We start from the raw sequence: 24488 nt of genomic DNA on the forward strand, positions 1-24488 counted from the left end.
GCGGGTGGTGACGGTCCACCTCGTTCCGGGGCAGAACGCCCCGCTGCCGTCGCGCGTACTGCGTTTCCGCGCAGTCGACGCGACGCCGGTCGACGTCTCGGCGTTGATCGTCGACGGCGATCTCCGCGCGCTGTCCTCGGACCATTTCGTGTTCTACAACCAGCGGCGCGCCGCCGGGGTGGAACTCGACGCGGACGGAACGGTCCGGCTGCACTTGGACGAGGTGGACGCCGCCGCGGCGGGCGTCCTCTGCGTGGTCAGTGTCGATCCGGCATCCCCGAGCGGTCCGGCGACGCTGGCCCGCTCGGGTCTGTCGGCCACGCTCGCCGATGAAAGCGGCGGTACCGTGGTCGTTTTCGACGTCCCGCTGGTCGGTTCCGAGGCGGCCGCCATCTGCCTGGAGATCTACCGCCGCGGCACCGACTGGAAGGTCCGCGCCGTCGGGCAGGGATACGACGGCGGCCTCGCCGAACTCCTCACCAGGCACGGCGTCGACGTGGACGAACCCACGCACCCTGTCGCCGAAGAGGTTCCGGCGACGCCCGGTCCGGCGGGTATCCCGCTCGACCCGGCCCACTCGTTCGAGAGGGCGTGGATGATCTTCGAGGACGCCGCCCGGTCGGCGGCCTCGTTCCGATCCTCCCGCGACTACGCGCAGGCACGGTTGGACGACGAACTGTCCGCGTCGGTGGCCGACCCGTCCACCCGCAACAGTCCGGCGGTCGCCCAGTCGCAGGCCAGGGCACAGGAGCGTTCCGACGCCCTCGTCGCCGAGGCGCAACGCAAATTCGACGGCGAGACTTCGCAACTGGCCGAGGAACTCCGCGCCATCGACCCGCTGTTGCCGCGGTCGCTGGCGACCTTCGAATCCGCCGCGTGGACGAACCCGGTCACCCACACCGCCGTGACGGACGGCCTGAGGCTCGGCGAGTTGTCCGCACGGGACCTCGGTGAGCTGCGGGTCCCGTTCTGCGTCCACTACCCGCTGGGGCGTCCCCTCTGGATCGTCGGCGAACCGGCCGAGGCCGCTCCGGTGGTCGCGGCGCTGGCCGCGCGCATGCTGGTGGCGACGCCCGCGGCGGCGGGGCGGCTGGAGGTCGTCGACCTCAGCGGCTCGCTGCGCGAGTTCACCGAACCCCTCGGTGCGCTCCTGGCCTCGCCCGTGGTGTCCGCGGCCTCCGACGTCACCGCCCGGCTCACCGCGCTCTCCGAGAGCGTCGACCTCGCAGAGATGGCGGCCCGCAGCGGGATCCGGGACACCCTGCCGGAACCGCGGCTGGTGATCCTCGGCGACTTCCCGCACGGGTACGGCACCGAGGACGCCGCGCGCATAGTGCACCTCGCCGACCACGGTCCCGCGGTCGGGACGTCGCTGATCATCGTCGGCGACAGCGCCGGTGCCGCTTCGGATCCGGGAGTCGCGGTGCTCGAACGCATCGCGCAACAGGTTCCGACGTCGGGGGTTCTCACCGTCTCCGACCCGTGGACGCACAACGACTGGATCCTGACCCCCGACCGGCTCCCGGACCACCCCCTGCACCGAGCCTCGGTGCTGGATTCTCTGACCGGGCACTAGAGAACGATCTGGGCGACGCGTACCTGACGCTCGCCGCGAAGGACGCTCCACGAGCGCGCGTCACTCGTCGGGTAGTTCCACCCCGAGTTCGCGGGCCTTCGCGGCGACGGCGTCGGGGAAGACGTTGCGGAACAGGAACAGGTCCTGTCCGATCACCCAGCCGGGCGCGAGTTCGGTGGCATAGCGCTCGAAGTAGCCGAGTTGCTTCCCGAACAGGACGAGTTCCTCGGGGCTGGCGACGCCCCAATTCTTGCCGATGCCGATGAGGGCCATGATGAGTTCGCTGAGCCGCAGCTCACCGAGGTCCCGGCCTAGCAGGGGTGCGAGGGCGGCCGCCACCTGGAGGCCGATCTCATCGTCCGTGGCGTCGTTGTCCTGCGCGTAGCCGAGGCTGCGGATTCCGCGGGCCATGCGGGAGAAGTCGCCGTCGATCAGTGTCGCGTAGAACATGTCGCGCAGGATCTGCCGCCACGATTCGGGTAGCTCGCCGACGATGCCGAAGTCGAGCATCGCGATGCGCCCGTCGTCGAGGACCCACAGGTTGCCGGCATGCACATCGCCGTGGAACGGGCCGTGCAGGATGACCGACTCGATCCACACCTTGACGCCGCGGCGGATCAGCATGCGGGTGTCCATGTGGACGAGGTCGGGGAACCGGTCGAGCGGCAGCCCGTACATGCGTTCCATGCAGATGACGTGCGGACCGCAGTAGTCCCAGTACACCTCCGGGGTGGTGACGCCCTTGTTGTCGCCGAAGGCGCCGATGTTCGTCCTGAACCGGGCCTGCCGGTCGGCCTCCACCGCGCTGTTGAGTTCGGTCATCGTGGCCGCGTGGAGATCGCGGATGATGGCGGTGGCGTTCGCGATGCGGAAGAACTCGAAGAGCTTCTCGAGGATCCGCGCACCCCAGTACGCGGTGCGCAGGTCCACCACCATGCGGCGGAAGATGTCGGGGCGTTGCACCTTGATGACGGCTTCCCGGCCGTCGGGGAGCACGCAGCCGTGCACCTGCGCGACGGAGGCGGCGGCGAGGGGGACGTCGTCGAACGATGCGAACAACGCGTCGACGGGGTGTCCCAGGTCTGCCTCGATCACCCGGCGGGCCTCCTGCGCGGGTACCGGCGGCACGTCGTCGAGACATCGCAGGCAGGCGTTGGCCAGCGGGGCGGGGAATACGCCGGACGACGACGCCATCAGCTGCCCGACCTTGACGAACGTCGGGCCGAGCACCTCGAATCCGTTGACCAGGCCCTCCGACGCCGCGTCCGCGAGGGTGCGGCCGCGACGCCGGACGGGCCAGGTGACGAGCGAGAGCAGTGTGTAGGCGACGACGACTACGCCGATGACCAGCGCCCGCCACAACTCGGCCGCGCGGAACCGGTCGAGTCTCGCCGAATGCACGGTCAGGGCTGCAGGTGGCGGCCCCGAAGCGTATGGGCCGACCGGACGTGGCGTTGGCTCGTGCACAGTTCCTACCTTGCGTTCAGTCCTGCCTGCCGTTCAGAAGGGGACCATACCCCGACCGTTTCGGCGAACGCCTTTCAGTATGCGGTACCCGCCATCACACTATTTCGTTAGCGGAACTCAGAGTCCCAGTGCGCCCGCGAGTTCCCGCAGGGCAGGGAGGGGATCGTCGCCGGCGGGCAGCACCTGGATCGCGACGTGATCGGCGCCCGCGTCCAGATGTTCGCGGAGGCGGCCCGCGATGTAGGGGGCGTCGCCGTGGGCGGCGAGGGCGTCGATCAGCTCGTCGCTGCCGCCGTTCGCGATCTGCTCGTCGGTATACCCGAGCCGCTTCAGGTTGTTGACGTAATTGCGCAGGTGCAGGTATGGATTCTCGACCGCTTCACGTCCGACGGGGCGAGCCCGTTCCGGATCGGTGTCCAGCACGACCTTCTGCTCCGGTGCGATCACCGGACCGGGGCCGAGCAGCTCACGCGCTTCCCGGGCGTGCTGCGGAGTGGTCAGGTACGGGTGGGCGCCTGCGGCGCGGGCCGCCGACAGCTCGAGCACCTTCGGGCCGAGCGCGGCGAGGACGCGTCGTCCGGCCGGGACCCCGGCGGCGTCGAGGACGTCGAGGTACTCCACGAGCGCGGCGTACGGCTTGTTGTAGTTCAGGCCGGGTTGTTCGGGATGGCCGACGCCGATGCCGAGGAGGAAGCGCCCCGGATGACGGGCCTCGAGTCGGTGGAAGGAGGTCGCGATCTCGTCGGCGGGTGCGGTCCAGATGTTCACGATGCCGGTCGCGACGGTGATGGTGGACGTCGCGTCGAGCAGGCGTTCGGCGACGTCGAGGTCGGCAGGCGGCGAACCGCCGATCCAGATCGCGCCGTAACCTGCCGATTCGATCGCGGCACCCACCTCGGGTGCCAATCCGCCGGCGTGACGCCAGACGCCGAACTGTCCGAGCTGCGGGGTTTCTCCTGTGGTCTCCGTCATGTGGCGTGCAACCTTCCCTCACCGGCATTCATTCCGGTATCTCAGATCTGATGGAGCCACGACCGGAACAGCAGCGCGCCGGCGACGGCGAGGATCAGCGCGACCGGCACGACCCACACGGGACCACCGTCGCCGAGCAGGCGCCGGGTGAGCCCGGTCTGCAGCACCGCAATGCCCCGCAGGATCCACACGGCGACCGGCACGAGCAGCAGACCGAGCACGAGATGCACCAGCCAGGCGCCGGCGAGCGTCGGACCACCCCAGCTGTACGCGTAGGAGTCGTCGGTGATCAGCCCGTAGAACAGCCCGCGGAACGCGGCGATCACGCTCAGTGCCACAACGAACCATGCGACCGTTCCGACCAGGAGCGACAGCACGGAGTGCGCGACGACGCGCAGGGGTGCGCCCTCAGTGCGAACAGGGCATGGCGAGCGGAGCCGGTGGTGAACGGATTCACCGTGGTCGAGTAGGTCTGGTCGGCAGACATGGCTCGACGGTATCGGCCGACTCCGCGGCCGCACATCATCCTGCAGAACGATATTCGCCGCCGCAGGCAGAGGGGTCGATCAGCTGCCGGGCGCCCGGTATTCGGCGTCGCGGCGGACCGCGTCGTCCACCTGCTCCGGTGTCAGCAGCACCACCGATTCCGACCGTGCCGCCCCGGAGGCGGCGGTGCGGATGCCGAGCGCGGCGGCGGCCACGTCGTCGGGCACGTCACCGATCACGAACAGATCCCGGCCACCCAGTGCGAAGTAGCAGGATTCGACTGTGCCCCCGACGCTTTCGACCATCTGGGTGATCGCGTCGCGTCGTGCTGTGCCGCCTTCGCTGAGCAGTCCTTTCGCGCCTTCGGGTGAGTACGTGACCTGCCAGAGGTATCTCGGCATCGGTGCCTCCTCGATTGTGGGGTCTTCTCATGGTTCTCCCTGGGACGGGCCACACGCAATAGGTTCCGGCGCTAGGGTCGGAAGATGGCGCAGGCCCGCGTAGGTATTTCCGGCTGGACGTATCCCGGGTGGCGCGGCGACTTCTACCCGGAAGGACTGGCGCATCGCAGGGAGTTGGCCTACGCCGCGGGGCGTTTGACGTCCATCGAGATCAACGGTTCCTTCTATGCGTTGCAACGGCCGACGAGCTACGCGAAGTGGCGTGACGAGACACCGGAGGATTTCGTGTTCGCCGTCAAGGGCGGTCGCTACATCACGCACATGAAGAGGCTGGTCGGTGTCGAGGCGGCGCTGGCGAACTTTTTCGCCTCCGGGGTGCTCGCGCTGGGACCCAAGCTCGGACCGCTGCTGTGGCAACTGCCCCCGACGCTCGCGTTCGATTCGACGAGTCTCGCAGCGTTCCTGGACCAGTTGCCGCGGACGACCGCCGAGGCATCGGCGCTCGCAGCGCGGCACGACGACAAGCTCACCGAAGACCGGACGTGGACCGAAACCGACGCCGACCGCCCCGTCCGGCATGCGCTCGAAGTTCGCCACCACAGCTTCGAGGCGGAGGAGGCGAAAGAGTTGCTCCGCGCGCACGACGTCGCGTTCGTCGTCGCCGACACGGCGGGCCGGTATCCGTTCGTGGAGGCGGTCACGAGCGATTTCGTCTACCTGCGGTTGCACGGGGACAAGGAACTGTATGCGAGCGGCTACAACGACGAGGCTCTCGACGAGTGGGCGCGCAAGATCGGGCGGTGGCGCGGGCAGGGGCTCGACTGCTTCGCCTACTTCGACAACGACATGAAGGGGTACGCCCCGTTCGACGCGCAGCGGCTGATCGAGCGGCTGCGCTGACTGTCGGTGCCCCATGATTCAGTAACCTCGGTTCGACGGACACGAGAAGAGGATCTACCGGATGTGGCCCACTCACTGGCCTGCTGTTGCGCGTGACATCGCCGAAGCGCTGGACGTCGCCATCGTCGCGGCACGGGCGTCGGATGCGGCGGCGCTGACCGAGGCGACGGAAGACCTGGCTGCCCTGCCGGCGGAGCAGGTCGGCGCGGTGCTGGCGGGGGTGGTCCGGGAACTCCTCGAGACGCTGCACCCGGACGGACTGACGGGGGAGGACGTGCAGGACGTGCTCACCCGGTGCGCGCGGGCGGCGGCGCTCTGGTTTCCGGCCGTGGACGTCGACTCCCTGGTCGCCGTGCTGACCGGCGCGCTCGGTGTGGCCGACGTCGAGGAGAACCCGCGCAGGCCCGAGCGAGCCGTGGAGGCCGCGATCCTGGTGATCGCCGACCTCCTGAGCGCAGCGGAGGTGCCCGCCGGCGGCTACGTCCGCCGGGCGCTCGACGAGATCGCGCGCGCCGAAACCGTGGAGATGCCCTGATTCGTCAGAGTTCGGTGCGGATGTGGTCGGCGAGCCGACCGATCTGCTCCTCGTTGCGGCGATAGTGGGTCCACTGGCCGATCCGATGGCTGGTGACGAGGCCGGCGCTCTGTAGGGCGGCCATGTACTGCGACGCTGTCGACTGGGAGACCTCGGCCCTCGCCTGAATGTGCTTCAGGCATACGCCGACTTCTTCGGCGGGTTCGAGTTGTGGGGGGAAGCTGTCCGGATCCTTCAGCCACTGCAGGATGCGCACGCGGGTGGGGTTCGACAGCGCCTTGAAGACGAGGGCGAGGTCGTCGGGGTCCGGAAGTTCACTCACAAAACCAGCGTACCGCTATATCGCGATTTTCCGATATGTGTGCTTCACTCAACGTATCGTGATTTCGCGATATACCGATAGGAGTAAGTGATGGCGAAGCGCAGAGTGGCAGTGGTCGTCGGTGCGCGTGGTGTGATCGGCGGCAATCTGATCGACCATCTCGAAACGACGGGGGAGTGGGACGTCATCGGACTGTCCCGCCGCGGCGGGACCGACACCGACCGGGTGCGGCACATTGCGGTCGACCTGCTCGACGCGGGCGACGCCGCCGACAAGCTGGGCGACCTGCGCGAGGCGACGCACATCTTCTACGCCGCCTACCAGGACCGTCCGTCATGGGCGGAACTCGTCGCTCCCAACGTCGCGATGCTCGTCAACACGGTGAACGCGCTCGAACCGGTGGCCGCCGGGCTCGAGCACATCAGCCTGATGCAGGGTTACAAGGTGTACGGGGCCCACCTCGGACCGTTCAAGACGCCGGCGCGGGAGAGCGACCCGCCGCACATGCCGCCCGAATTCAACGTCGATCAGCAGCAGTTCCTCGAGGACCGTCAGCGCGGCAAGCGCTGGACGTGGTCCGCGATCCGACCCTCGGTCGTGTGCGGATTCGCGCTCGGCAACCCGATGAATCTCGCGCTCGTGATCGCCGTCTACGCCACGATGTCGAAGGAACTCGGGGTGCCGCTGCGCTTTCCGGGCAAGCCCGGCGCCTACACGAGTCTGATCGAGATGACCGACGCGGGACTGCTGGCCGAGGCGACGGTCTGGGCCGCCACCACACCTGAGTGCGCCAACCAGGCGTTCAACATCAACAACGGCGATCTGTTCCGCTGGGACGAGATGCTGCCGAAGATCGCCGACTTCTTCGAACTGGACGTCGCGCCGCCGCTACCGATGTCGATGGACGTCGTCATGGCCGACAAGGAACCGGTGTGGAACGACCTCGTCGCGAAGCACGGACTGGCGCCGACGCCGTACTCGGACGTCTCGTCGTGGGCGTTCGGCGACTTCGTCTTCGGCTGGGACTACGACGTCATCGCCGACGGGTCGAAGGCACGCAGATTCGGTTTCCACCGACACGTCGAGACCGAGCAGATGTTCCTCGACATCTTCCGCGACCTGCGGGCGCGGAAGATCATTCCCTGACCCGGACTACGGGCGCAGTCCGGATTCGACGTTGGCGGCGATCCGCCGGAGCAGCCCCGCCAGCACCGCGCATTCGTCCTCGTCCAGTCCCTCGAGGAATCGCCGGTCGCGTTCGACGCGCTGCGGGAATTCGGTGTCGACGAGCGCGCGTCCGGCCTCGGTCAGATGGAGCAGCACGACCCGGCCGTCGCGTTCGAAGGGCAGTCGTTCCACCAGCCCCAGCCGGCCCAGGCGGTCGACGTGCTTGGTGGTGGAGGCGCCGCTGAGCATGGTCACGGCGGTGACCTCGCTGGCCCGCAGGGGCCGGTCGCTGCGGGCCAGCGCGCACAGGACGTCGAACTCGGCGCGCGAGACTCCGCTCGCGTCGAGGGCGCGGTCGAGTTGCTGCAGGGCCTGGGATCCGATCCGGGTGATGCGACCCATCACCTCGATCGGTGACGTGTCCACGTCGGGATGGGTCTCCGCCCATTCGCGTCGTACGCGATCGGTGAAATCCTCATCCGGACGTGGGGCAGGGCTCATGAAAACCATCGTAGCGACCAACTTCACACTATTTCATAACTATTTTACTAGTGAAATATACGGTACGCTGAGGTCATGCAGGCTTCCCCTCGATACGCACCCGACCTCAGCCGGCTCCATCACTCCCGTGAGGCGCTGGCCCACTCGGTGGCGCCGTCGACGTGGCGCCGAGCGTTCGAGGTCCGGACCGCGGACGCCACCATCGCCCCCGCCCTGCGGGTGGGTGCGGCGACGGCGCTGGTGCTGGTGATCGGCGGCCTGCTCGGGCACGGCAACCTTGCCGGCTTCGCGGCGCTGGGTGCGCTGACCGCCGCGTTCGGCCGATACGAGCCGTACCCGCGGCTCGCCCGGAAGACGGGGCTCGTCGGTGTCGCACTCGTCGTCTTCGTCGCCGGGGGCGCGCTCCTCGGTGCGGCGGGGCTGTCCCTCTGGCTGCAGATCGCGGCCATGGCTGTGGCGTCGGGGATCGCCGCGTGGCTGCTGGCGGCGTTCCGGATCGCCGGTCCCGGCCCCGTCATCCTGATCTTCGCCGCCACCGCGGCGGTCGGGCACTCGACCCGGCTCGCCGATCTCGGACCGGCGGTCGTGGCTGTGGCGATCGGTGTCGCCGTGGGCTGGCTCGCCGCCATGACGCCCTGCCTGTTCGTTCCTCTCGGTCCCGCGCGACTGGCGGTGGCGCGGGCGCTCGCGGCCGTCGCACAGCTGGAACGTGCGCACGACGCCTCCGCGATCGTGGCCGCCCGCAAGGCCATCGACAACGCGCGGGACGTGATCGCGCACAGCGGCCAGGGCCGGGACGGTCACTCCCACCAGTTGTTCGCGCTTCTCGCCGAAGCCGACACCGTGGTCGATCGGTGGGCGCACGAGCGTGACCACGACACCCTGCGGGCGCTCGTCGATCACGAGTCGGAGCTTCGTAAGGTGAAGCGCCGCAGCGATCTTCCGGCTTTCGATGCGGAGGCCGCGGCGTTGCCGGAGCCGGCCGGCTTCCTCGCGGAAGGGCTCCGGGGGCTGCGGTCACGTGAGGGGATCGTCAACGCCGCCCGCATTGCCGCCGCCGCAGCTCTGGCCGGATGGATCTGTGTGGCACTGGGATTGGAACATCCGCTGTGGGCGTCGATGGGTGCGATGGCCGCCATGCAGGGGTTCAACTTCAGTCAGACCGTGCAGCGGGGGATTCAACGACTCGTCGGCAACGTGGCGGGCGCCGTCCTCGCCGCCGGGCTGATCGCCGCGGCGATGGGGTACTGGCAGACCGTCGTGGTGATCGTGGTGCTGCAGACCGTGACCGAACTGGTGGTCATCAAGAACTACGCGTTCGCGTCCGTCGCCATCACTCCCATGGCGCTGCTGCTGACGGGTCTCGGGTCGGCGGTGGTGCCGGACATCGCGGTGAGCCGCGTCGTCGACACTCTTGTCGGTGTGGTGGTCGGCGTGATCGTCTCGGCCGTCGCGATCAGCCGGGCCGATCGTCATCACGTGGCCTGAGGACGCTCAGATTCCCGTCGCGGAGACGTAACCGGCGAATCCGATCGCGCACGCGCTCGCGCAGAGAACGAGGGTCCCGCACGCCACCGGCCACGCGACCGTGTGCCGCGCGATGCGGGCGATCGTGACCGCGCCGCCCATCACGGTCACCAGTGCCGCGACCGCGAGTGCGACGCACACCGCGATCCACGCGTTCTCGGCGCTGCAGGTCTCGGGTGGGCAGTAGTCCAGGAACAGCAGCCAGAAGAACGCCGCGACCGCGGAGATGCTGGCGACCGCGACCGCGACGACGATTGCTGCCGCAGACACCGCCACGTCCCAGCCGTTGAGTCGCGGCAACTGCTCGTCACCGGCACGTGGGTGATTCCATGGTTGTGGCGCAGGCCCCCCTTGCTGCATGTTCGTCACAGTACAGCCGCGTTCGGGGGGATCGGCGGCGGCAGCGGGGACCCGTCCGGGCGTAACCCGGCGAGGAAGACCGTGATCAGCCGCGGAACGAGATTGGCCGTCGTGTCCTCGAACATCAGCACGTGCGGCCGGGTGAGCATCGCGATCCCCATGATGATCTCGAGCGGCACGACGTCCTCGCGGATGAGCCCGAAGTCCTGGAGCCGGTGAATGAGCTCGGTGACCGCCGCCTTCGTCTGCTCCCGCATGTCGCGCACGTCGGGCGGCAGTTCGTCGAGGCTGTTGACAAGCGCGGGCACCAACGCTCCCATCCGCAACTCGACCACGGCGTCGACGAACCGTCGCCATGCCGCCTCGGGTTGGTCGACGCACTCGTCCAGCGCCCGGACTGCGAGTGCGCGGACCTCGGCGAGCGTCGTCCGGGCGACGGCGTGGGCGAGGTCGTCCCGGCTCGGAAAATTCCGGTACAGGGTGGCAATCCCGACCCGGGCGTGCGCGGCGATGGCGTCGAGCGGCGCATCGTGCCCGCGGTCGGCGAACACCGCCCGGGCCGCCTTGATCAGGGTGTTACGGCGTTCCAGCGCGTCGGCTCGCATCGGGGGCACCTCTCTCGTTTGACAACCCAGCATAACCGGAGGAATATTCTCCACAAGTACTGGAGGAATTCCCTCCACTTAATGGAGGAGGAGTCTGATGAGCACTTCGGATACCGGGACACTCGACCCGCGGGTGGAACCCGCCGGGCGGGCGAGCAACGGGCCGTCCGATCCGGTGAAAATGATCGCCGTCGTGCTGGGACTCACCGCCGTGATCGCCGTGATGCTGCTGGCGTTCGCGCTGCCTGCCGTCCACAGCGGCCCACACGACCTGCGGCTTGGCGTCGCCGGGTCCGACGCGGCCGTCGCCCAGATCGACGCCGCGCTCGACGCAGGCCGACCGGGGGCCTTCGCCACCGAGCGGTTCGCGGACGCCGAGGCGGTCCGGACGGCGATCGAGCACCGGGAGGTGGTGGGCGGAATCGTCGCGACACCGGAGGGCATGAAGGTCCTGTCCGCCGGCGCCGGCGGGGCGCCCATCGCGCAGACGATGAACGGTCTCGCAGCGGGCATGAGCGCGACTGCGGGACAGCCTGTTCCGGTCGAGGACGTCGTTCCGTTGACGGCCGACGACCCCGCCGGCGCGGGCCTCGGCGGCTTGGCGCTTCCGCTGGTCTTCGGCGGCATGATCCCCGCGATCGTGCTGGTGCGACTGTTCCCGCACAGCGTCAAGAGCCGGGTGACGGGTGCGGTGCTGTTCGCCGTGAGCGCCGGACTCGCATTGACCGCAATTCTGCAGTTCGGTCTCGGCAGCGTCGACGGTGACTACTGGACGACGTCCGGTGCCGTCATCCTCGGAATCGCTGCCATTTCCCTGACCATCCTCGGGCTCGAATCCGTTTTGGGCATCGCGGGGTTCGCGCTCGGAGCGGTGACGATGATGTTCCTCGCCAACCCGCTGTCGGGTCTGGCGAGTTCCCCGGCGTGGCTGCCGTCGGGGTGGGGCGCGTTCGGGCAGCTCCTGCCGCCCGGAGCGGCGGGAACCGTGGTGCGCTCGATGGCGTTCTTCGACGGACACGGCGCCGGCGCTGGCCTGCTCGTGCTGACCTGCTGGATCCTTTTCGGGCTGGGCCTGTGCCTGGTATCCGGACTGCGTGAGCGGCGCGCCCCGGAGGAACCGGCCGTCGCCTGACGCTGTGGTTTGATGGCGGCATGGGGGAACGACGGATCGTCCGCCGGCTGGTCGGCATCGGAGCGGGGCTCGGAGCGCTCGCGGTCCTCGTCGTCGCGGCCTCGACGGTGTGGATCTCGCGCGAGGCCGAGGGGCACGTCTACGACGTCGACGACGCACCCGAAGCGCCCGTCGTCATCGTTCTCGGTGCGCAGGTGCGCGACGGCAAACCCCGGGAGTATCTGGCCGGGCGCCTCGACGTCGCAGTCCGCCTCGTGCAGGACGGGCGTGCGCGGGCGGTACTCGTCTCGGGCGACGGCGCAGGCAGATCCGGCGACGAGATCGCGGCGATGACGGAATACCTGGTCGAGAAGGGCATCGACCGCAGCCGGATCGTCGGCGACCGGTACGGGCTCGACACCTACGACACGTGCGCGAGGGCGGTCCAGACGTACGGAGTGACCAAGGCGCTGATCGTCACTCAGGGTTTCCACGTCCCCCGCGCGGTCGCGCTGTGCCGTGGCGCCGGAATCGACGTCGCCGGCGTCAACGCCGGATGCGAATGCCGCCCGATCACGATGGCCAGGAACACCGTGCGCGAATCGCTGGCCCGGCCCAAGGCCGTCCTCGACCTGCTGTCCGGACGCGATCCGGTGGTGGTCTCCGAACCCGAGGACTCGCTCGGAAAGGCCCTCGCCGCCGGCGACTGACCTCGAACCGCCGCGGTGCGGTAGTCGCGTCGGTAGGCTTCGATCGGTCGACGATCGGGAGGCTCACGATGGTTGCGGGTGCACGACCGGATCCCGGTCCGCGCGAGGTCCGGAAATGGCGTCGTTACCTCGCCGACGAACGCGCCGAGGCCGCCGTCTACCGCGATCTCGCGAAACGTCGCACCGGTGAGGAACGCGAGATTCTGCTGGCGCTCGCCGACGCCGAGGGACGGCACGAGGCGCACTGGCGCGCGCTGCTCGGGGAGCACGTCGGCAAACCCGTTCGCGGTGACGTCCGCACGCGCATCCTCGGTGTGCTGGCCCGGCGGTTCGGATCGGTGTTCGTGCTCGCCCTCGCGCAACGCGCGGAGACCCGGTCGCCGTACCCGACGGACGTCGACGCCACCGTCGCCATGGGCGCGGACGAGCGCATCCACGAAGAAGTGGTGCGGGCGCTGGCGGCGCGTGGGCGAAATCGTCTGTCCGGCACGTTTCGTGCCGCCGTGTTCGGTGCCAACGACGGCCTGGTCAGCAATCTCGCCCTCGTACTCGGCATCAGCGGCAGCGGCGTCGACAATCACATCGTGCTGCTGACCGGGCTCGCCGGTCTGCTCGCCGGCGCGCTGTCGATGGGCGCGGGCGAGTACGTGTCCGTGCGGTCGCAGCGCGAACTGCTCGAGGCGTCGGCGCCGGGGGAGGGTGCCCGCCAGGCGGTGCCGCTCCTCGACGTCGACGCGAACGAACTCGCGCTCGTGTACCGGGCGCGGGGCATGCCCGCCGCGGACGCCGAGAAACGCGCGGCCGACGTCTTGAAGAGAGCCGTTCAGCCCGAGCCTGTTTCGGGTTCGGAGGTCGTCGACGAGCACGAGGCCATCGGCACGGGGCTCGGTGCGGCGGCGGCGAGCTTCTGCTTCTTCGCGTCCGGTGCGGTGATCCCCGTGCTGCCGTATCTCTTCGGCATGGAAGGGACCGCCGCGCTCGTGGTCGCGGCGGCACTCGTCGGCGTCGCGCTGCTCGGAACCGGCCTGGTGGTGGGGTTGCTGTCGGGTGGACCCCCGGTCAAACGAGCGCTACGCCAGCTGGCAATCGGGTACGGCGCAGCCGCCGCCACCTACCTGCTGGGCATGCTGTTCGGAACCGGCGCCTGAGAACGTCATCATCACCACGGGTGTGGAACCGTAGCCGGGAACGGGAAACGCGCGCACCGTGTGCCGGGCCCACGACCCGTCCGACACGGCGACGCGGGCCTGCCCGGGACGACGGCCGGTGATCCGCTGCCGCACCGCCGCGAGGTCTTCGCCGTGCAGCAATCCGATCTGGCCACCCTCCGCCTCCTTTGACAGTCCCGCCAGCGGCGGCGTGATCCACTTGATGACGTACCCCTGCTGTGAGTCGACCAGTGCCGCATGGACACCCGCGACGGTATGCACGGTCGATGCGACGTCGGAGTCCATCACCCGGATCGCGAGCTCGCCGACATCCGTCTTGTGGGTGACGTCGTGGTCGACGCCCCGCAGCACCACCCCTTCGGGCGTCGCGACGGCTCGGCGCACGAAGCGGACGAGGCGCAGCGCCCCGTCGTCGTGCCGGGCGATCAGTTCCCCGGACAAGAACTCGCCGTCGCGGGCGTTGTCGACGCGTTCCATCAGCACCGCGATGTCGGAGATCCGCGGCACCCTCCGGTACAGGTCGGCGAGGCCGAAGTGGTCGTGCTCCGGCCGAGTGTCCGCCACGCCGTACAGATTCCGAAACTCACGCGTCCATCGGGTGCGTCGCGGCCCCGCCGCCACGGACAGATTCCATTCCCACCCCGCCGCCGCGTGCGGCCACGGCACCGGACCGTCCGCGCGACCGGTGTAGATCTGCACCGCCAGGACGTCTCCGCCCGGACCGAGCACCGGTCGTCCCACGACGAGATCGATGTCGCCGACCGTCTCGCCGAGGGTCACCTGTACCGGCTGTCCCGAGGACTTCACCGTGTCGATGGCCCCCGCCACCAGCGTCAGCATCCTGCCGCGGTACACATTGCCGAGCGGCCGGCACTGCCGCTGCTTGATGCCCTCGGCGATCACCGTCGGTGCGTCCCCCAGGATTTCGACCAGGATCCAGCCGTCGCCGCGTTCCCGTTGTTCCACTCGTACCGCCCCCTCGGCGCCCGATCATCGCACGGCGACGACCCTCGCGCGCGGCGAGAGAACCTCAGGCGGGTGCGGTCGCCACGGCATCGAGGAGCCCAGGAAAGCGGGCGTCGATGTCGGATCTGCGCAACTGCGCCATCCGGGAATTGCCGCGGTCGACCTGCTTGATCAGCCCCGCCTCGCGCAGGACCTTGAAATGGTGGCTGCGGGTCGACTTGGACACGGGCAGCCCGAACGACGTGCAGTGGCGTTCTGCGCCCTCGGCCTCGATCAGGAGTTTCTGCACGACCTCCAGTCGCAGGGGGTCGGCGAGTGCGGCGAGCACGGAGACCAGTTCGATCTCGTCGACTGCGGGATGTCCCTCGGCGTCGGGCACGGCCACCTCCAGGTTCGGGTCTTCGACCACCAGACTGAAGGTTCGCCTTGCATCGAACCTAGCTCTGGTGCATGGTTCGTATTGTATCGAACCTCTGGTGCACGGGGGCAACGCACACTTCAGGAAGGATCGACATGACCTCGGAGCTGACCACGGCGGACGCCACGACACCGACGCCACCACCCGACACGACACCGGCCTACCCTCGACGCGGGAATCTCACCCTCGCTGCGGTCCTCCTGGCCGTGCTCGTCGTCCCGATGTCGATCTCCGGGACCGCGGTGGCGCTGCCCGCGATCTCCTCCGACATCGGCGGCGGCGCATCCGGCCAGCAGTGGGTGGTGAATGCATTCAACCTGGCGTTCGCCTGCTTCACCCTGGTCTGTGGGTCGCTGTCGGACCGCTTCGGCCGGGGACGCCTGTTCGCCGCCGGGGCCGCCACATTCGCGGCCGGGAGCATCGCCAGCGCGCTGGCCCCGAACATCGTGGTCCTCGACGTCGCCCGCGGCGTCGCCGGTCTCGGTGGTGCCGCCATCTTCTCGTGCGGTGCGGCGATCCTGTCGTCCGCGTTCGACGGGCCCGCCCGATTGCGCGCGTTCGCCCTGTTCGGGACGACCGCCGGCATCGGTGTGGCCCTCGGACCGACGCTGTCCGGGCTTCTCGTCGACACTGCAGGCTGGCGGCCCATCTTCGTGATCCAGGCCGCCGTGCTGCTCGTGGTGCTGACGGCGACCCCGGTGATCGGGCTCGCCCGACCGGTCGGTGTCGCGCCCGCGAAATTCGATCTCCTCGGCACCGTCCTCCTGGTGCTGGGTCTGTTCGCCGCGATGGTGGGCATCGTCCAGGGCGGGCCCTGGGGCTGGGGCAGTCCGGCGGTCGTGGCGTCGTTCGTCCTCGCGGTCGCGCTGCTGATCGGGTTCGCCCGCGTCGAATCGCGTCGCCCCGCCCCGCTGCTGGATCTCGAAGTGCTCACCCATCCGCGGTTCATGGCCTTGTGCCTCGTCCCGGTGGCAGCGTCGTTCGGCTTCGTCACGCTGCTCACCTACTTCCCGACCTTTCTCCAGTTCGTGGCCGAACAGTCTTCGGCGAAGGCGGGACTCGTGACCGTGCTCCTCACGATTCCGGTCGTGGTGGGTCCGCTCGCGGCGGGCCGCGCCGTCGGCGCCGGGGTGAACCCGCTCGTGGTGATCTGGATCAGCCTGGGAGCGTTGATCGCCGGCGACCTGGGGCTGCTGCTGGCGGGCCCCGACACGGTGGTCGCGGTCATCGCGGTGCCGCTGCTGCTCGCGGGAGCCGGAATGGGACTGTCCGCCGGTCTCGTCGACGGTCAGGCGCTCGCACTCGTCCCCGAGGAGAAGGCGGGTATGGCTGCGGGGGTGGTGAACACGATGCGACTGGGCAGCGAGGCCGTCGCCGTGGCCGTGTACGCGGCGCTGCTCACCGGGCTCGCCACCCGCCGCGGCGAGGAAGGGCTGACCGCGGTCGACGCCTACAACAGCGCGTTCCACACGACGCTGGTCGTGCTGGCCGTCGTCGTCGCCGGGTTGTCGGGTGTCATCGCGGTGCTGCTGCGGCGCGGGGCGAGCGCATCGTGACGGCGACCGGCGACCTGCGATCGCACTACCAGGTCGTGGTGGTCGGCGGCGGCCCGGTGGGATCGCTGACGGCACTCGAATTGGCGCGCAGCGGAATCGACGTCCTCGTCCTCGAGGCGGAGCCGCACACCACGGACGTGCCGAAAGCGGGAACGATCCACGCCCGAAGCATCCAACTGCTGACGCGCCGCGGGCTTTTCGCGGCGCCAGACGTCGACGCCGCCGCCGCGTCGACGACGTTTCACTACGCCGGCGTGTGGGGTCTGGAGATCACGGCACCACCCGGCGAGGGTCCGGCGATCGCCGGTATCGGTCAGAGCGACCTCGAAAGGCTTTTCACCGCAAAGCTGATCGAACTCGGCACGCCGGTGCTGAAGGCCGCGGTCGTCACGGGCGTCGACCAGGACGACGCCGGGGCCACGGTGACGTTCACCCACGAGGGACTCACGCGAACGGTGACGGCCGACTGGGTGGTCGGCGCGGACGGCGCCCGCAGCATCGTGCGACGAAGTGTGGGCTTCACGGCGACCGAGACCGTGCCGACGGCCGCCGCGCTGCTGGGTCTCGCCGTCCTCGACGACCCCGCAGGCGCACCCCGGGGATGGGTGCGCACAGACCGCGGCTGGACCGTCCTCAACGTCAACCCTTCCGGGCTCAGCCGCATCATCACGTTCGACCTCGGAGGCCCGCACGAGGATCACCGCAGGCCCCTCACCGCGGCGGAACTACAGCAGACCGTCGACCGCTTCGCGGGCAGGCCCGTTCCATTCCGGCACGCGCGGTCGCTGTCCCGGTTCAGCGACTACTCGCGGCTGGTCGACGACTACCGGCGCGGCCGGGTACTTCTCGTCGGTGACGCTGCACACGTGCACTTTCCGCTCGGCGGGCAGGGCCTGAATCTCGGTATCGGCGACGCGATCGGCCTCGGGTGGCGCCTCGCCCTCGTCGCCCGGGGGCAGGCGGGACCGTCGGTCCTGGACGCCTACTCCCGGGAGCGGCACACGTGCGCGGCCGCGGTGATCGCCAACGTCGCCGATCAGCGTGAACGCATGCGGATCGGTGCGGAGGGCGACCGCCTGCGACACGAACTCGACGTCCTGCTGAGGGACCGCGACCGGAACCGAGAGCTGGGGTCCGCGATCAGTGCGCAGCGCCGGCCGGCGCCCCGCGCCCTCACCCACGCGGCGTCCGGCGACTTCGCGGCGAACACGGTGATCGAGACGGGCACCGGAGTCACCGACCTGATCCGGTTGCATGCCGCGGCGGGAAACCGGGGCCTCCTGCTGTGCGGGAATGCACCCGAATCAGCCCGCGCGCTCGTCGACACCGGCTGGCGCGAGCGGGTGGCGGTGGTCCGGGCACGGAACCTCGAAGCCGACGTCCTCGTCCGGCCCGACGGCGTCGTGGCGTGGTCGGGGGTGTGGGGCGACGGCAGCGAACTCCCGGCTCGCCTGGCCGAGACGTTCGGCGGCTCCGCCGCCCGTGCGCGGTTGACGAGTGCAGGGACTCGTTAAGCACGCACGGGCGCGAAGCGCCTACCATCGGACGGGCAATGACGTCGGACGCCGCAGGAGTACCCCCGAATCCCACGGAACCGCAGCGGGTTCGGCGGTGAGTTGGAGGGTCGGAAACTCCTGAGCCAGCCGCACCAGGGTCACGGTGATCTCCATCCGGGCCAGGGACGCGCCCATGCAGTGATGTATGCCGTACCCGAACTGCAGGTGGCGTTTCCCGTCCCGGAACGGATCGACGAGTTCCGGTTGCGGGAACGTGCCGGGATCCCGGTTGGCAGCGAACGCGTCGGCGTAAACGAGGGCGCCCTCGGGGATCACGGCGTCCCGCAGGCGCACCTCGCGGGTGGCGATCCGGGGAAACGTCGAGATGGTGCCCAGCGGAAGCACCCTGAGCAACTCCTCGACCAACTGCGGGGCCACCGCCGGTTCCTCCGCCAGCAGAGTCCAGAGCGCGGGGGCCTGCAGCAGCACATACACGGCCTTCGCGAGCACCGACAGCACGTTCTGGTCGGCGCCGAGGACGGAGCCGAGCAGGGTCGCGACGAGTTCGTCGTCGCTCAGCGGCGGTTCCGCCTCGTTGCGTGCAGAGAGGAAGCGGTCGATCAGCCCACCCGGCGCGACCGGCCGTTTCCGCTGCACGAGGTCGGTCACGTAGTGGTAGACGAGCCAGAAGTTCTCGAGCAGGCCGGGGATGTCGGTGTCGTGGGACAACTGCACCACCCGCGAGGATGGGCGGAAGTAGTCGATGTCCGACTCCGGGATCCCGAGGAAGCCGGCATTCACCTCGATCGGCAGGCGGTCGAGGACCGTGGCGAACAGATCGGGGCTGTCCTGGTTGCGCAGCAACGCGATCCGCCGGTCGAGGATGCGATGCACCGATCCCTTCAGCTTCTCGACACCGGCGGGACTGTAGTCGGCGTTGACGAAACTCTTCATCCGCGCGTGATCCGGGGTGTCCAGATTCAGGAGCAGGTCCGGTGGCATCGTCGTGGGCTGAAAGCTCGGCCCGCCTTCGACGTTGGTGTCCTTCCGGCCGAACGTCGGATCCGTGAGTACCTTCAGCACGTCGTCGTACCGGGTGAGGTGCAGGGCGGTGTGCCCGCTCGGCAGGACGATGTCCGGTAGACCGGTGGCGCCTTCCGCGGTCACCGGCGTGTAGGCGACGGGTGGGTCGAGGTTCGGGATGTCGTGGACGGACACCGCGACACCGGTTCGGCGTGCGGGGGGAGCGAGTGTCGAAGCCTGGGTCGTCACGTTCTACTCCTTCTGTTGGTGGGATTCACAGGACTGCGGCGACGCCGGTCAGCCGGGACAGTTCGCTCGACGCCTGGGCGTTGCTGCGGAAATGAATTGCACGCCAACCGCTCTTGCGCGCCGCATGCACGTTCTGCTCCAGGTCGTCGATCAGGATGCACTGGCCGGCGTGGACACCGGCCGTCTTCTCCGCGATCGCGAAGATCTGCGGGTCCGGCTTGCGCGCGCCGACCAGGCAAGAGTCGACGAGCGCATCGAGCGGGCCTGCGGGTTCGATGATCGGCCTCCAGAACCGCTCCCACTCGACCACGTTGTTCGACAGGACGCCCACGCGCAGACCGTGAGCCTTCAGCCCGCGTACTGCGGCGGCCATCGACGTGTTGACGGTGATGCCGTCGAACCACTGTTCGCCGAACGTCTCCAGCCGTGCGCGGGTCAGGTCCAGGGCCGGGTCGGCGACAGCGAGGTGCTCCCTCAGCCGCGCACCCCACTCCCGTTCGGTGATCTGGGCCAGTTCGATCGGGGCGAGGGGATGCGCGCCGAGGTCATGGCCGACCGCCTGCATCGCCGCCTGCAGAGCGGCGGGGGAGACACCCGTCTTCGCCTCGTACGCGGTGAAGAGGTCCGGGAGCGGGGGTGACAGTACGCCACCGAAGTCGAACCACACCATGGTGTCGTCGAGCGTCGTCATCGGACGATCCGTTCGAGGGCGGCAGTCGAGGCGCTCACCCGGTGCAGGGTGACCCGGCCGTGGGCGATCTGCCTGCCCTCCTGCGCCAGAGTGACGGACAGGACGACCTGGCGGGAGCAGATCTCCGCCTCGGCGACGGCCGCGCAATCGGTCGGCAATTCCAGTTCACCGAAACTCTCGAAGACGGTGTCGCACCCGACGAGCACGAGCATCCGCGGTGACAGACCGAACAATTCGTGCGCAGCGACGAGGGCCGTCTGACGCATGGCCTCGAAGATCACCGCACCCGGCACGTGGTCGAGGGGATGGTCGAAGAGGCCCGGGTGGGACTGATCCACCAGAACCTGGCTACGCACGGTGTCGCCGTCGATCTCGACCCGGCTCAGCACCACATTGTCGAACGAATGTCGAGCCACCTCCCGAGGCTCGACCCGCTCGTGCAACGGATGCGGACGGGCGGGTTCGAGTCGCAGCGGTGCCCGGCCCCGGTGCCGGAGGCGGTCCCACGCGTGGCCGGGCATCCACTGGATGGTCATGCTCATGGTGGCGGCGGCCGCCCCGTCCAGCGCCAGGGTCATCTCGAGCGTGATTCCGACGATGTCGGCGCCCCGCCTCTTCTCCGCGGTGATCGTGGCGTCCAGAACACCGGCGGCGGGTGCGGGACCCACTCGCACGGCGTCGAGATCGGCGACCTCGAGCGCTCCGGCGTTGAACACGAACTTTGCGTCGAGTGGCGCGTCGACGCCCCGATGTGAGATCAGGATCGACGCCTGCCGGAACGTCTCGAGAAGGAGGAGCGGATCATACTGCCGCGCAACGATATTGTGATCGCTGTAGTAGCTGTGCACCCGCGGAAGCTGCACGCCGAGCAGGAATCGGGGATAGCTCTCGCAAGTGATGTCGGTGAGGAAGACCTCGCAGATCGCGGCGCGGTGCACGTGCGCCCGGGGGATGGACGAAGAATAGGACAGGGTCGGTTCCAGGACGGCGGTCATGTCGATTCCTTTCGTTGACAGCGGAATTCGCACGGGTCGATACCGCCGGTCGAGGCGGTGATCACTGGGGTGCGGGACCCGTGCAGAACGGGGTGTCGCGCTGGAGCGGAAGAACGCGGGCGGACCCGCAGCGCGGAGGGCGACGAGCACGGGGTCTCGTCGCGGGCCGGGAGTCCCGGTGAATGCGCACGATCAGTGAATACCGGGCGACCCGGAGCGTCAACACATGAAATCGGGTGTTCACCGATCATCCGACGGTGTCCGGCCTGCGAACGCGACGGGCGAAAGTCGTTGACCTGCGGTATCAGTGACTCCGAGTACGGTCAACTTCTGCTGCCGCGTGTCAGGAGTCACAGCCTTCGTTCCCGGATCGGGACGCAAATGTTACCGCCAGGTATGGCGTGTGGTGACCGGCGAGCGTAGGAGGGCGATGTTATGTTCCCCTCGCCGGGTGTGGCCGGAGTTGACGGAGGGGTCGGGGAATGTCGAAGAGGTGGATCGCGTCGGTCGCGGCTGTGGCGATCGGTTCGGGCATGATTGCCTACTCCAACCAGAACGCTGCGGTTGCGGAACCCGAGCCGGTAGCCAACGGAATCCCCGGCAGCGGACCCTGCGCGAGCGAGGTGTCCAACGAGACGCACTCGCTCATCCCGGACAAGCTCGAGATCCCGATCCCGTACCCGAAGATCACGACCGTGCCCTATCCCGCCCCGGTCACGGACCCCGTCCGCGTCTCGCAGGCGCTGCCCGCCGACACGTGCACCGACCCGTGCCCCGATCTCACCGACGAGACCGACCAGGGCCCGGGAAACCTGTCGAGCGAGCTGAACATCCCGGACGTCAGCGTGAAGTTCACGCCCTTCCACTTCGGCATTCCCGTGCCGGGCGCCGACATCCAACTGCCCCCGCCGCCGCCCCTCGTCCACCCCGCGACCGAGGAGGCCCCGCGTAGCGCGGCCCCGGCGACCCCGAAGATCGGCGACGTGACCCGCGTGGCCAAGGTGACCGGCGCCGGCTCCGTCAGCCGCACCGACAAGCGCTACCAGGTCAACGGCACCGACCTCGGCATCATCTGGGAGAGCGCCCCCGACCAGGTCGCCGTCGCATTCGGTGACACCGTCGGCAAGGGATTCCAGCCGCCCGGTGGTCAGGGCGACGACTGGCGCAGCAACGTCCTCGGTTTCAGCTCCGACCGCAACCTGTCCGACGGCATGAGCCTCGACAGCATGGTCCAGGACAGCCGGTGCCACGCGGCGGAACTGCTCGACAGCCGCAAACTGGACAACATCGAGATCACCACCATCCCCACGTCCGGTTTCGCCGTCGGGAATCGGCAGTACATGAGCTACATGTCGATCCGCACCTGGAACAGCATCCCCGCCACGTGGTGGACGAACTACGGCGGCATCGCCTACTCCGACGACGGCGGATCGACCTGGACCAAGGACCCGTACGCGAAGTGGGACAACATCTTCGGGGTCACCAAGTTCCAGGTCGCGTCGATGGTCCCGGCCGGCGACTTCGTGTACATGTTCGGCACCCCCAACACGAGGCTCGGCGCCATCGGTCTGGCGCGCGTCCCGGCCGCCGACGTGCTCAACACGTCCGCGTACCAGTACTGGCAGAACGGTAACTGGACGCCGGTCGGCGGGTACACGGAGGCGACGCCGATCGTGGACGCCCCCGCCGCCGAACTGTCCGTGCGCTACGAGGAAGCCACGGGCAAGTGGCAGATGGCCTACCTCGACACGTCCAAGGCGGCCATCGTGCTCCGTGAGTCCGACTCGCCGCAGGGCGTCTGGTCCGGCGGGGCGCCGATGGTCAGCGCCGCCGAATACCCGGAACTGTACGGCGGCTTCATCCACCCGTGGTCCAGCGGCGACGAACTGTACTTCACGATGTCGACGTGGTCGGACTACAACGTCTTCCTGATGAAGGCGGACATAGGCGCGTAGCGCCCGTGCGCCTTTTTGGTAGCTGGAGCAACCAGAAAGGCGCACGGGCGGCGGAGCCGCCTACAGCAGGCCGTGCCGGGGCGGGACGGTGCCCGACAGCGTCCACCGGCCGATGTGCTGGATCTTCCACCGCGTGGGGTCGTGCAGCGTGTGGGTGCGGGCGTCGCGCCAGTACCGCGACAGGTTGGACGTTTCCGACGCACTGCGGGTGCCGCCCAGTTCGAACAGCACGCTCGACGCTTCGAGTGAGGCGCGTGCGGCCGCGACCTTGGCCGCGGCGGCGTCGATCGAGGCGACCGCGGCGGTCTGCTCGGTCAGAGTGCGCCGTGCCGTGTCGATGCTGCGCGCGCCCTCCCGGAGCAGTGCCGTCGCGGACCGGACCCCGACCGCCGCCTCTCCGGCCAGTTGGATCAGCAAAGGATCGTCGACGGCGTCGGTGACGCCCGCCTCGACGTAGGGGCGCGCACTGCGGGCGGCGCGCACGCCCTCGTTCAGCGCGGCCGCGGCGATCCCGGCGTCGATGGCGGCGTGCAGGATCTGCGCCTGCGAGCCGTAGGTGGTGGGTGCGTCGAAGATGGGGGAGAACGGCACGACGTGGAACGCGGGCACCCGGACGGCGTCGAGGGTGACGGTTCCGCTCGCGGTGGTCTTCTGCCCCATGCCGTCCCAGTCGTCGACGATCGACAGTCCGGCGGCGGTCCGCGGCAGGTAGGCGACGGCCTTGGCGGGTTTCCCCGCCTGCGTCGTCTGCCCGGGAAGCGTGGCCCGCACCGCGATCCAGTCGGCGAACAGCGCGCCCGTGCTGTAGAACTTGCGACCGTCGACGACGAAGTCCCCGCCCTGCTCGGTGAGTGTCGTGGCGTCGATGTCGATCGTCTTCGTTCCGCGCTCGCTCTGGGCGTTGGCGAATTGGCGGCCCGCGAGCACTTCGGAGTAGAAGAACTCCTGCTGCGCCGGGGTGCCCTGGTAACGCAGGACCTCGAGGAACGTGTAGTGGCTGTGCGGGATCTGCGCGATGCTCGGATCGCCCTCGGCGAGAAGCCGGAACACTTCGGCGAGGGTTTCGGTCCGCGCGTCGATGCCGCCGTGTTCGCGGGGAACGCCGAGCGCGAGCAGTCCGGACGCGGCGAGCGCCCGCACCTGTTCGTACGGCAGTTGCCGCCCGGAATCGCGCGCCGCCGCCTCCTCGGCGAAGTGCGCGGCGAGATCGGCGGCGACGGTGAGGGCTTCGGTTTCGTCGCTGATGCGGTGGGCGTTCTGGACGGCGGTCATGGTTCTCCGTGGGTCGGTGGTGCGGACGCACCGAATCCGGCCACCGTCGACGGGCGGC

General features: G+C 69.1%; 25 protein-coding genes. 11 read left to right on the top strand and 14 right to left on the bottom strand.

Annotation, left to right across the window (positions count from 1 at the left end):
- The first annotated feature begins 7 nt into the window (after positions 1-7).
- Positions 8-1576 carry a TerD family protein gene (locus tag CA951_RS01760; RefSeq protein WP_087555335.1) on the top strand — a complete coding sequence of 523 codons (1569 nt, stop codon included), beginning with the start codon at positions 8-10 and terminating at the stop codon, positions 1574-1576.
- A 60-nt stretch (positions 1577-1636) separates the two neighbouring features.
- On the opposite strand, the gene CA951_RS01765 is transcribed toward CA951_RS01760, so the two are convergent.
- From CA951_RS01765 to CA951_RS01780, 4 genes are all read right to left on the bottom strand, one after another.
- The gene (locus tag CA951_RS01765) at positions 1637-3043 is read right to left on the bottom strand and encodes an AarF/ABC1/UbiB kinase family protein (protein WP_087555187.1); all 1407 of its coding nucleotides are present in this window, start codon (positions 3041-3043) and stop codon (positions 1637-1639) included.
- 117 nt (positions 3044-3160) lie between these two features.
- The gene (locus CA951_RS01770; RefSeq protein ID WP_087555188.1) at positions 3161-4015 is read right to left on the bottom strand and encodes an LLM class F420-dependent oxidoreductase; all 855 of its coding nucleotides are present in this window, start codon (positions 4013-4015) and stop codon (positions 3161-3163) included.
- 41 nt (positions 4016-4056) lie between these two features.
- Entirely contained in the window at positions 4057-4536 is a 480-nt protein-coding gene (locus CA951_RS01775; RefSeq protein ID WP_179220074.1) for a sensor domain-containing protein, read from the bottom strand.
- A 45-nt stretch (positions 4537-4581) separates the two neighbouring features.
- A complete protein-coding gene (locus CA951_RS01780) occupies positions 4582-4902 on the bottom strand; it encodes a GYD domain-containing protein (protein ID WP_087555190.1) in 321 nt (106 codons plus the stop codon).
- An 84-nt stretch (positions 4903-4986) separates the two neighbouring features.
- Here CA951_RS01780 and CA951_RS01785 point away from each other — a divergent pair, with 84 nt between their 5' ends.
- A complete protein-coding gene (locus CA951_RS01785) occupies positions 4987-5802 on the top strand; it encodes a DUF72 domain-containing protein (protein ID WP_087555191.1) in 816 nt (271 codons plus the stop codon).
- A 61-nt stretch (positions 5803-5863) separates the two neighbouring features.
- Entirely contained in the window at positions 5864-6337 is a 474-nt protein-coding gene (locus CA951_RS01790) for a hypothetical protein (RefSeq protein WP_087555192.1), read from the top strand.
- 4 nt (positions 6338-6341) lie between these two features.
- Here the strand turns inward: CA951_RS01790 and CA951_RS01795 are convergent, their stop codons facing one another.
- Positions 6342-6659 carry a helix-turn-helix transcriptional regulator gene (locus CA951_RS01795; RefSeq protein WP_087555193.1) on the bottom strand — a complete coding sequence of 106 codons (318 nt, stop codon included), beginning with the start codon at positions 6657-6659 and terminating at the stop codon, positions 6342-6344.
- Positions 6660-6749: 90 nt separating this feature from the next.
- Here CA951_RS01795 and CA951_RS01800 point away from each other — a divergent pair, with 90 nt between their 5' ends.
- Positions 6750-7805, top strand: coding sequence for an SDR family oxidoreductase (locus CA951_RS01800; RefSeq protein ID WP_373413382.1), 1056 nt, complete (start codon positions 6750-6752; stop codon positions 7803-7805).
- A 6-nt stretch (positions 7806-7811) separates the two neighbouring features.
- On the opposite strand, the gene CA951_RS01805 is transcribed toward CA951_RS01800, so the two are convergent.
- Entirely contained in the window at positions 7812-8336 is a 525-nt protein-coding gene (locus CA951_RS01805) for a MarR family winged helix-turn-helix transcriptional regulator (protein WP_087555195.1), read from the bottom strand.
- A 66-nt stretch (positions 8337-8402) separates the two neighbouring features.
- Here CA951_RS01805 and CA951_RS01810 point away from each other — a divergent pair, with 66 nt between their 5' ends.
- Positions 8403-9815, top strand: coding sequence for an FUSC family protein (locus CA951_RS01810; RefSeq protein ID WP_087555196.1), 1413 nt, complete (start codon positions 8403-8405; stop codon positions 9813-9815).
- A gap of 6 nt (positions 9816-9821) precedes the next feature.
- Here the strand turns inward: CA951_RS01810 and CA951_RS01815 are convergent, their stop codons facing one another.
- Positions 9822-10214: a hypothetical protein gene (locus CA951_RS01815; RefSeq protein ID WP_256973189.1), complete on the bottom strand. Its 393-nt coding sequence runs from the start codon at positions 10212-10214 to the stop codon at positions 9822-9824.
- Positions 10215-10219: 5 nt separating this feature from the next.
- The gene (locus tag CA951_RS01820; protein WP_087555197.1) at positions 10220-10819 is read right to left on the bottom strand and encodes a TetR/AcrR family transcriptional regulator; all 600 of its coding nucleotides are present in this window, start codon (positions 10817-10819) and stop codon (positions 10220-10222) included.
- Between the two features lie 97 nt (positions 10820-10916).
- On the opposite strand from CA951_RS01820, the gene CA951_RS01825 reads away from it, so the two are divergent.
- The 3 genes from CA951_RS01825 (at position 10917) to CA951_RS01835 (ending at position 13788) form a co-directional block, all read left to right on the top strand.
- A complete protein-coding gene (locus CA951_RS01825) occupies positions 10917-11951 on the top strand; it encodes a hypothetical protein (protein ID WP_087555198.1) in 1035 nt (344 codons plus the stop codon).
- A gap of 20 nt (positions 11952-11971) precedes the next feature.
- The gene (locus CA951_RS01830) at positions 11972-12640 is read left to right on the top strand and encodes a vancomycin high temperature exclusion protein (RefSeq protein ID WP_087555199.1); all 669 of its coding nucleotides are present in this window, start codon (positions 11972-11974) and stop codon (positions 12638-12640) included.
- Between the two features lie 68 nt (positions 12641-12708).
- The gene (locus CA951_RS01835) at positions 12709-13788 is read left to right on the top strand and encodes a VIT1/CCC1 family protein (RefSeq protein ID WP_087555200.1); all 1080 of its coding nucleotides are present in this window, start codon (positions 12709-12711) and stop codon (positions 13786-13788) included.
- On the opposite strand, the gene CA951_RS01840 is transcribed toward CA951_RS01835, so the two are convergent.
- Both CA951_RS01840 and CA951_RS01845 read right to left on the bottom strand, forming a co-directional pair.
- A complete protein-coding gene (locus tag CA951_RS01840) occupies positions 13711-14775 on the bottom strand; it encodes a GAF domain-containing protein (RefSeq protein ID WP_087555201.1) in 1065 nt (354 codons plus the stop codon). The genes CA951_RS01835 and CA951_RS01840 overlap by 78 nt on opposite strands.
- Positions 14776-14839: 64 nt before the next feature.
- A complete protein-coding gene (locus CA951_RS01845; RefSeq protein WP_087555337.1) occupies positions 14840-15154 on the bottom strand; it encodes a helix-turn-helix transcriptional regulator in 315 nt (104 codons plus the stop codon).
- A 134-nt stretch (positions 15155-15288) separates the two neighbouring features.
- Here CA951_RS01845 and CA951_RS01850 point away from each other — a divergent pair, with 134 nt between their 5' ends.
- Positions 15289-16749, top strand: a complete 1461-nt coding sequence (locus CA951_RS01850; protein WP_087555202.1) for an MFS transporter — start codon at positions 15289-15291, stop codon at positions 16747-16749.
- Positions 16746-18263, top strand: coding sequence for an FAD-dependent oxidoreductase (locus CA951_RS01855; protein WP_087555203.1), 1518 nt, complete (start codon positions 16746-16748; stop codon positions 18261-18263). Before CA951_RS01850 ends, CA951_RS01855 begins: the two co-directional genes overlap by 4 nt.
- A gap of 21 nt (positions 18264-18284) precedes the next feature.
- Here CA951_RS01855 and CA951_RS01860 read toward each other — a convergent pair whose 3' ends face one another.
- From CA951_RS01860 to CA951_RS01870, 3 genes are read right to left on the bottom strand one after another with little or no spacing between them, the layout of a single operon-like run.
- Positions 18285-19517 carry a cytochrome P450 gene (locus tag CA951_RS01860; protein WP_087555204.1) on the bottom strand — a complete coding sequence of 411 codons (1233 nt, stop codon included), beginning with the start codon at positions 19515-19517 and terminating at the stop codon, positions 18285-18287.
- Positions 19518-19542: 25 nt separating this feature from the next.
- Positions 19543-20208, bottom strand: a complete 666-nt coding sequence (locus tag CA951_RS01865; RefSeq protein WP_087555205.1) for an HAD family phosphatase — start codon at positions 20206-20208, stop codon at positions 19543-19545.
- Complete coding sequence (locus CA951_RS01870; protein ID WP_087555206.1) at positions 20205-21203, bottom strand: ScbA/BarX family gamma-butyrolactone biosynthesis protein; 999 nt, start codon at positions 21201-21203, stop codon at positions 20205-20207. The genes CA951_RS01865 and CA951_RS01870 overlap by 4 nt, the downstream gene beginning before the upstream one ends.
- A 482-nt stretch (positions 21204-21685) precedes the next feature.
- Here CA951_RS01870 and CA951_RS01875 point away from each other — a divergent pair, with 482 nt between their 5' ends.
- Positions 21686-23158, top strand: coding sequence for a DUF4185 domain-containing protein (locus CA951_RS01875; protein ID WP_087555207.1), 1473 nt, complete (start codon positions 21686-21688; stop codon positions 23156-23158).
- 60 nt (positions 23159-23218) lie between these two features.
- On the opposite strand, the gene CA951_RS01880 is transcribed toward CA951_RS01875, so the two are convergent.
- A complete protein-coding gene (locus tag CA951_RS01880) occupies positions 23219-24430 on the bottom strand; it encodes an SfnB family sulfur acquisition oxidoreductase (protein ID WP_087555208.1) in 1212 nt (403 codons plus the stop codon).
- Between the last annotated feature and the right edge of the window lie 58 nt (positions 24431-24488).

Origin of the sequence: Rhodococcus sp. NCIMB 12038 (assembly GCF_002165735.1) — a bacterium.
Classification (GTDB): Bacteria; Actinomycetota; Actinomycetes; order Mycobacteriales; family Mycobacteriaceae; genus Rhodococcus_F.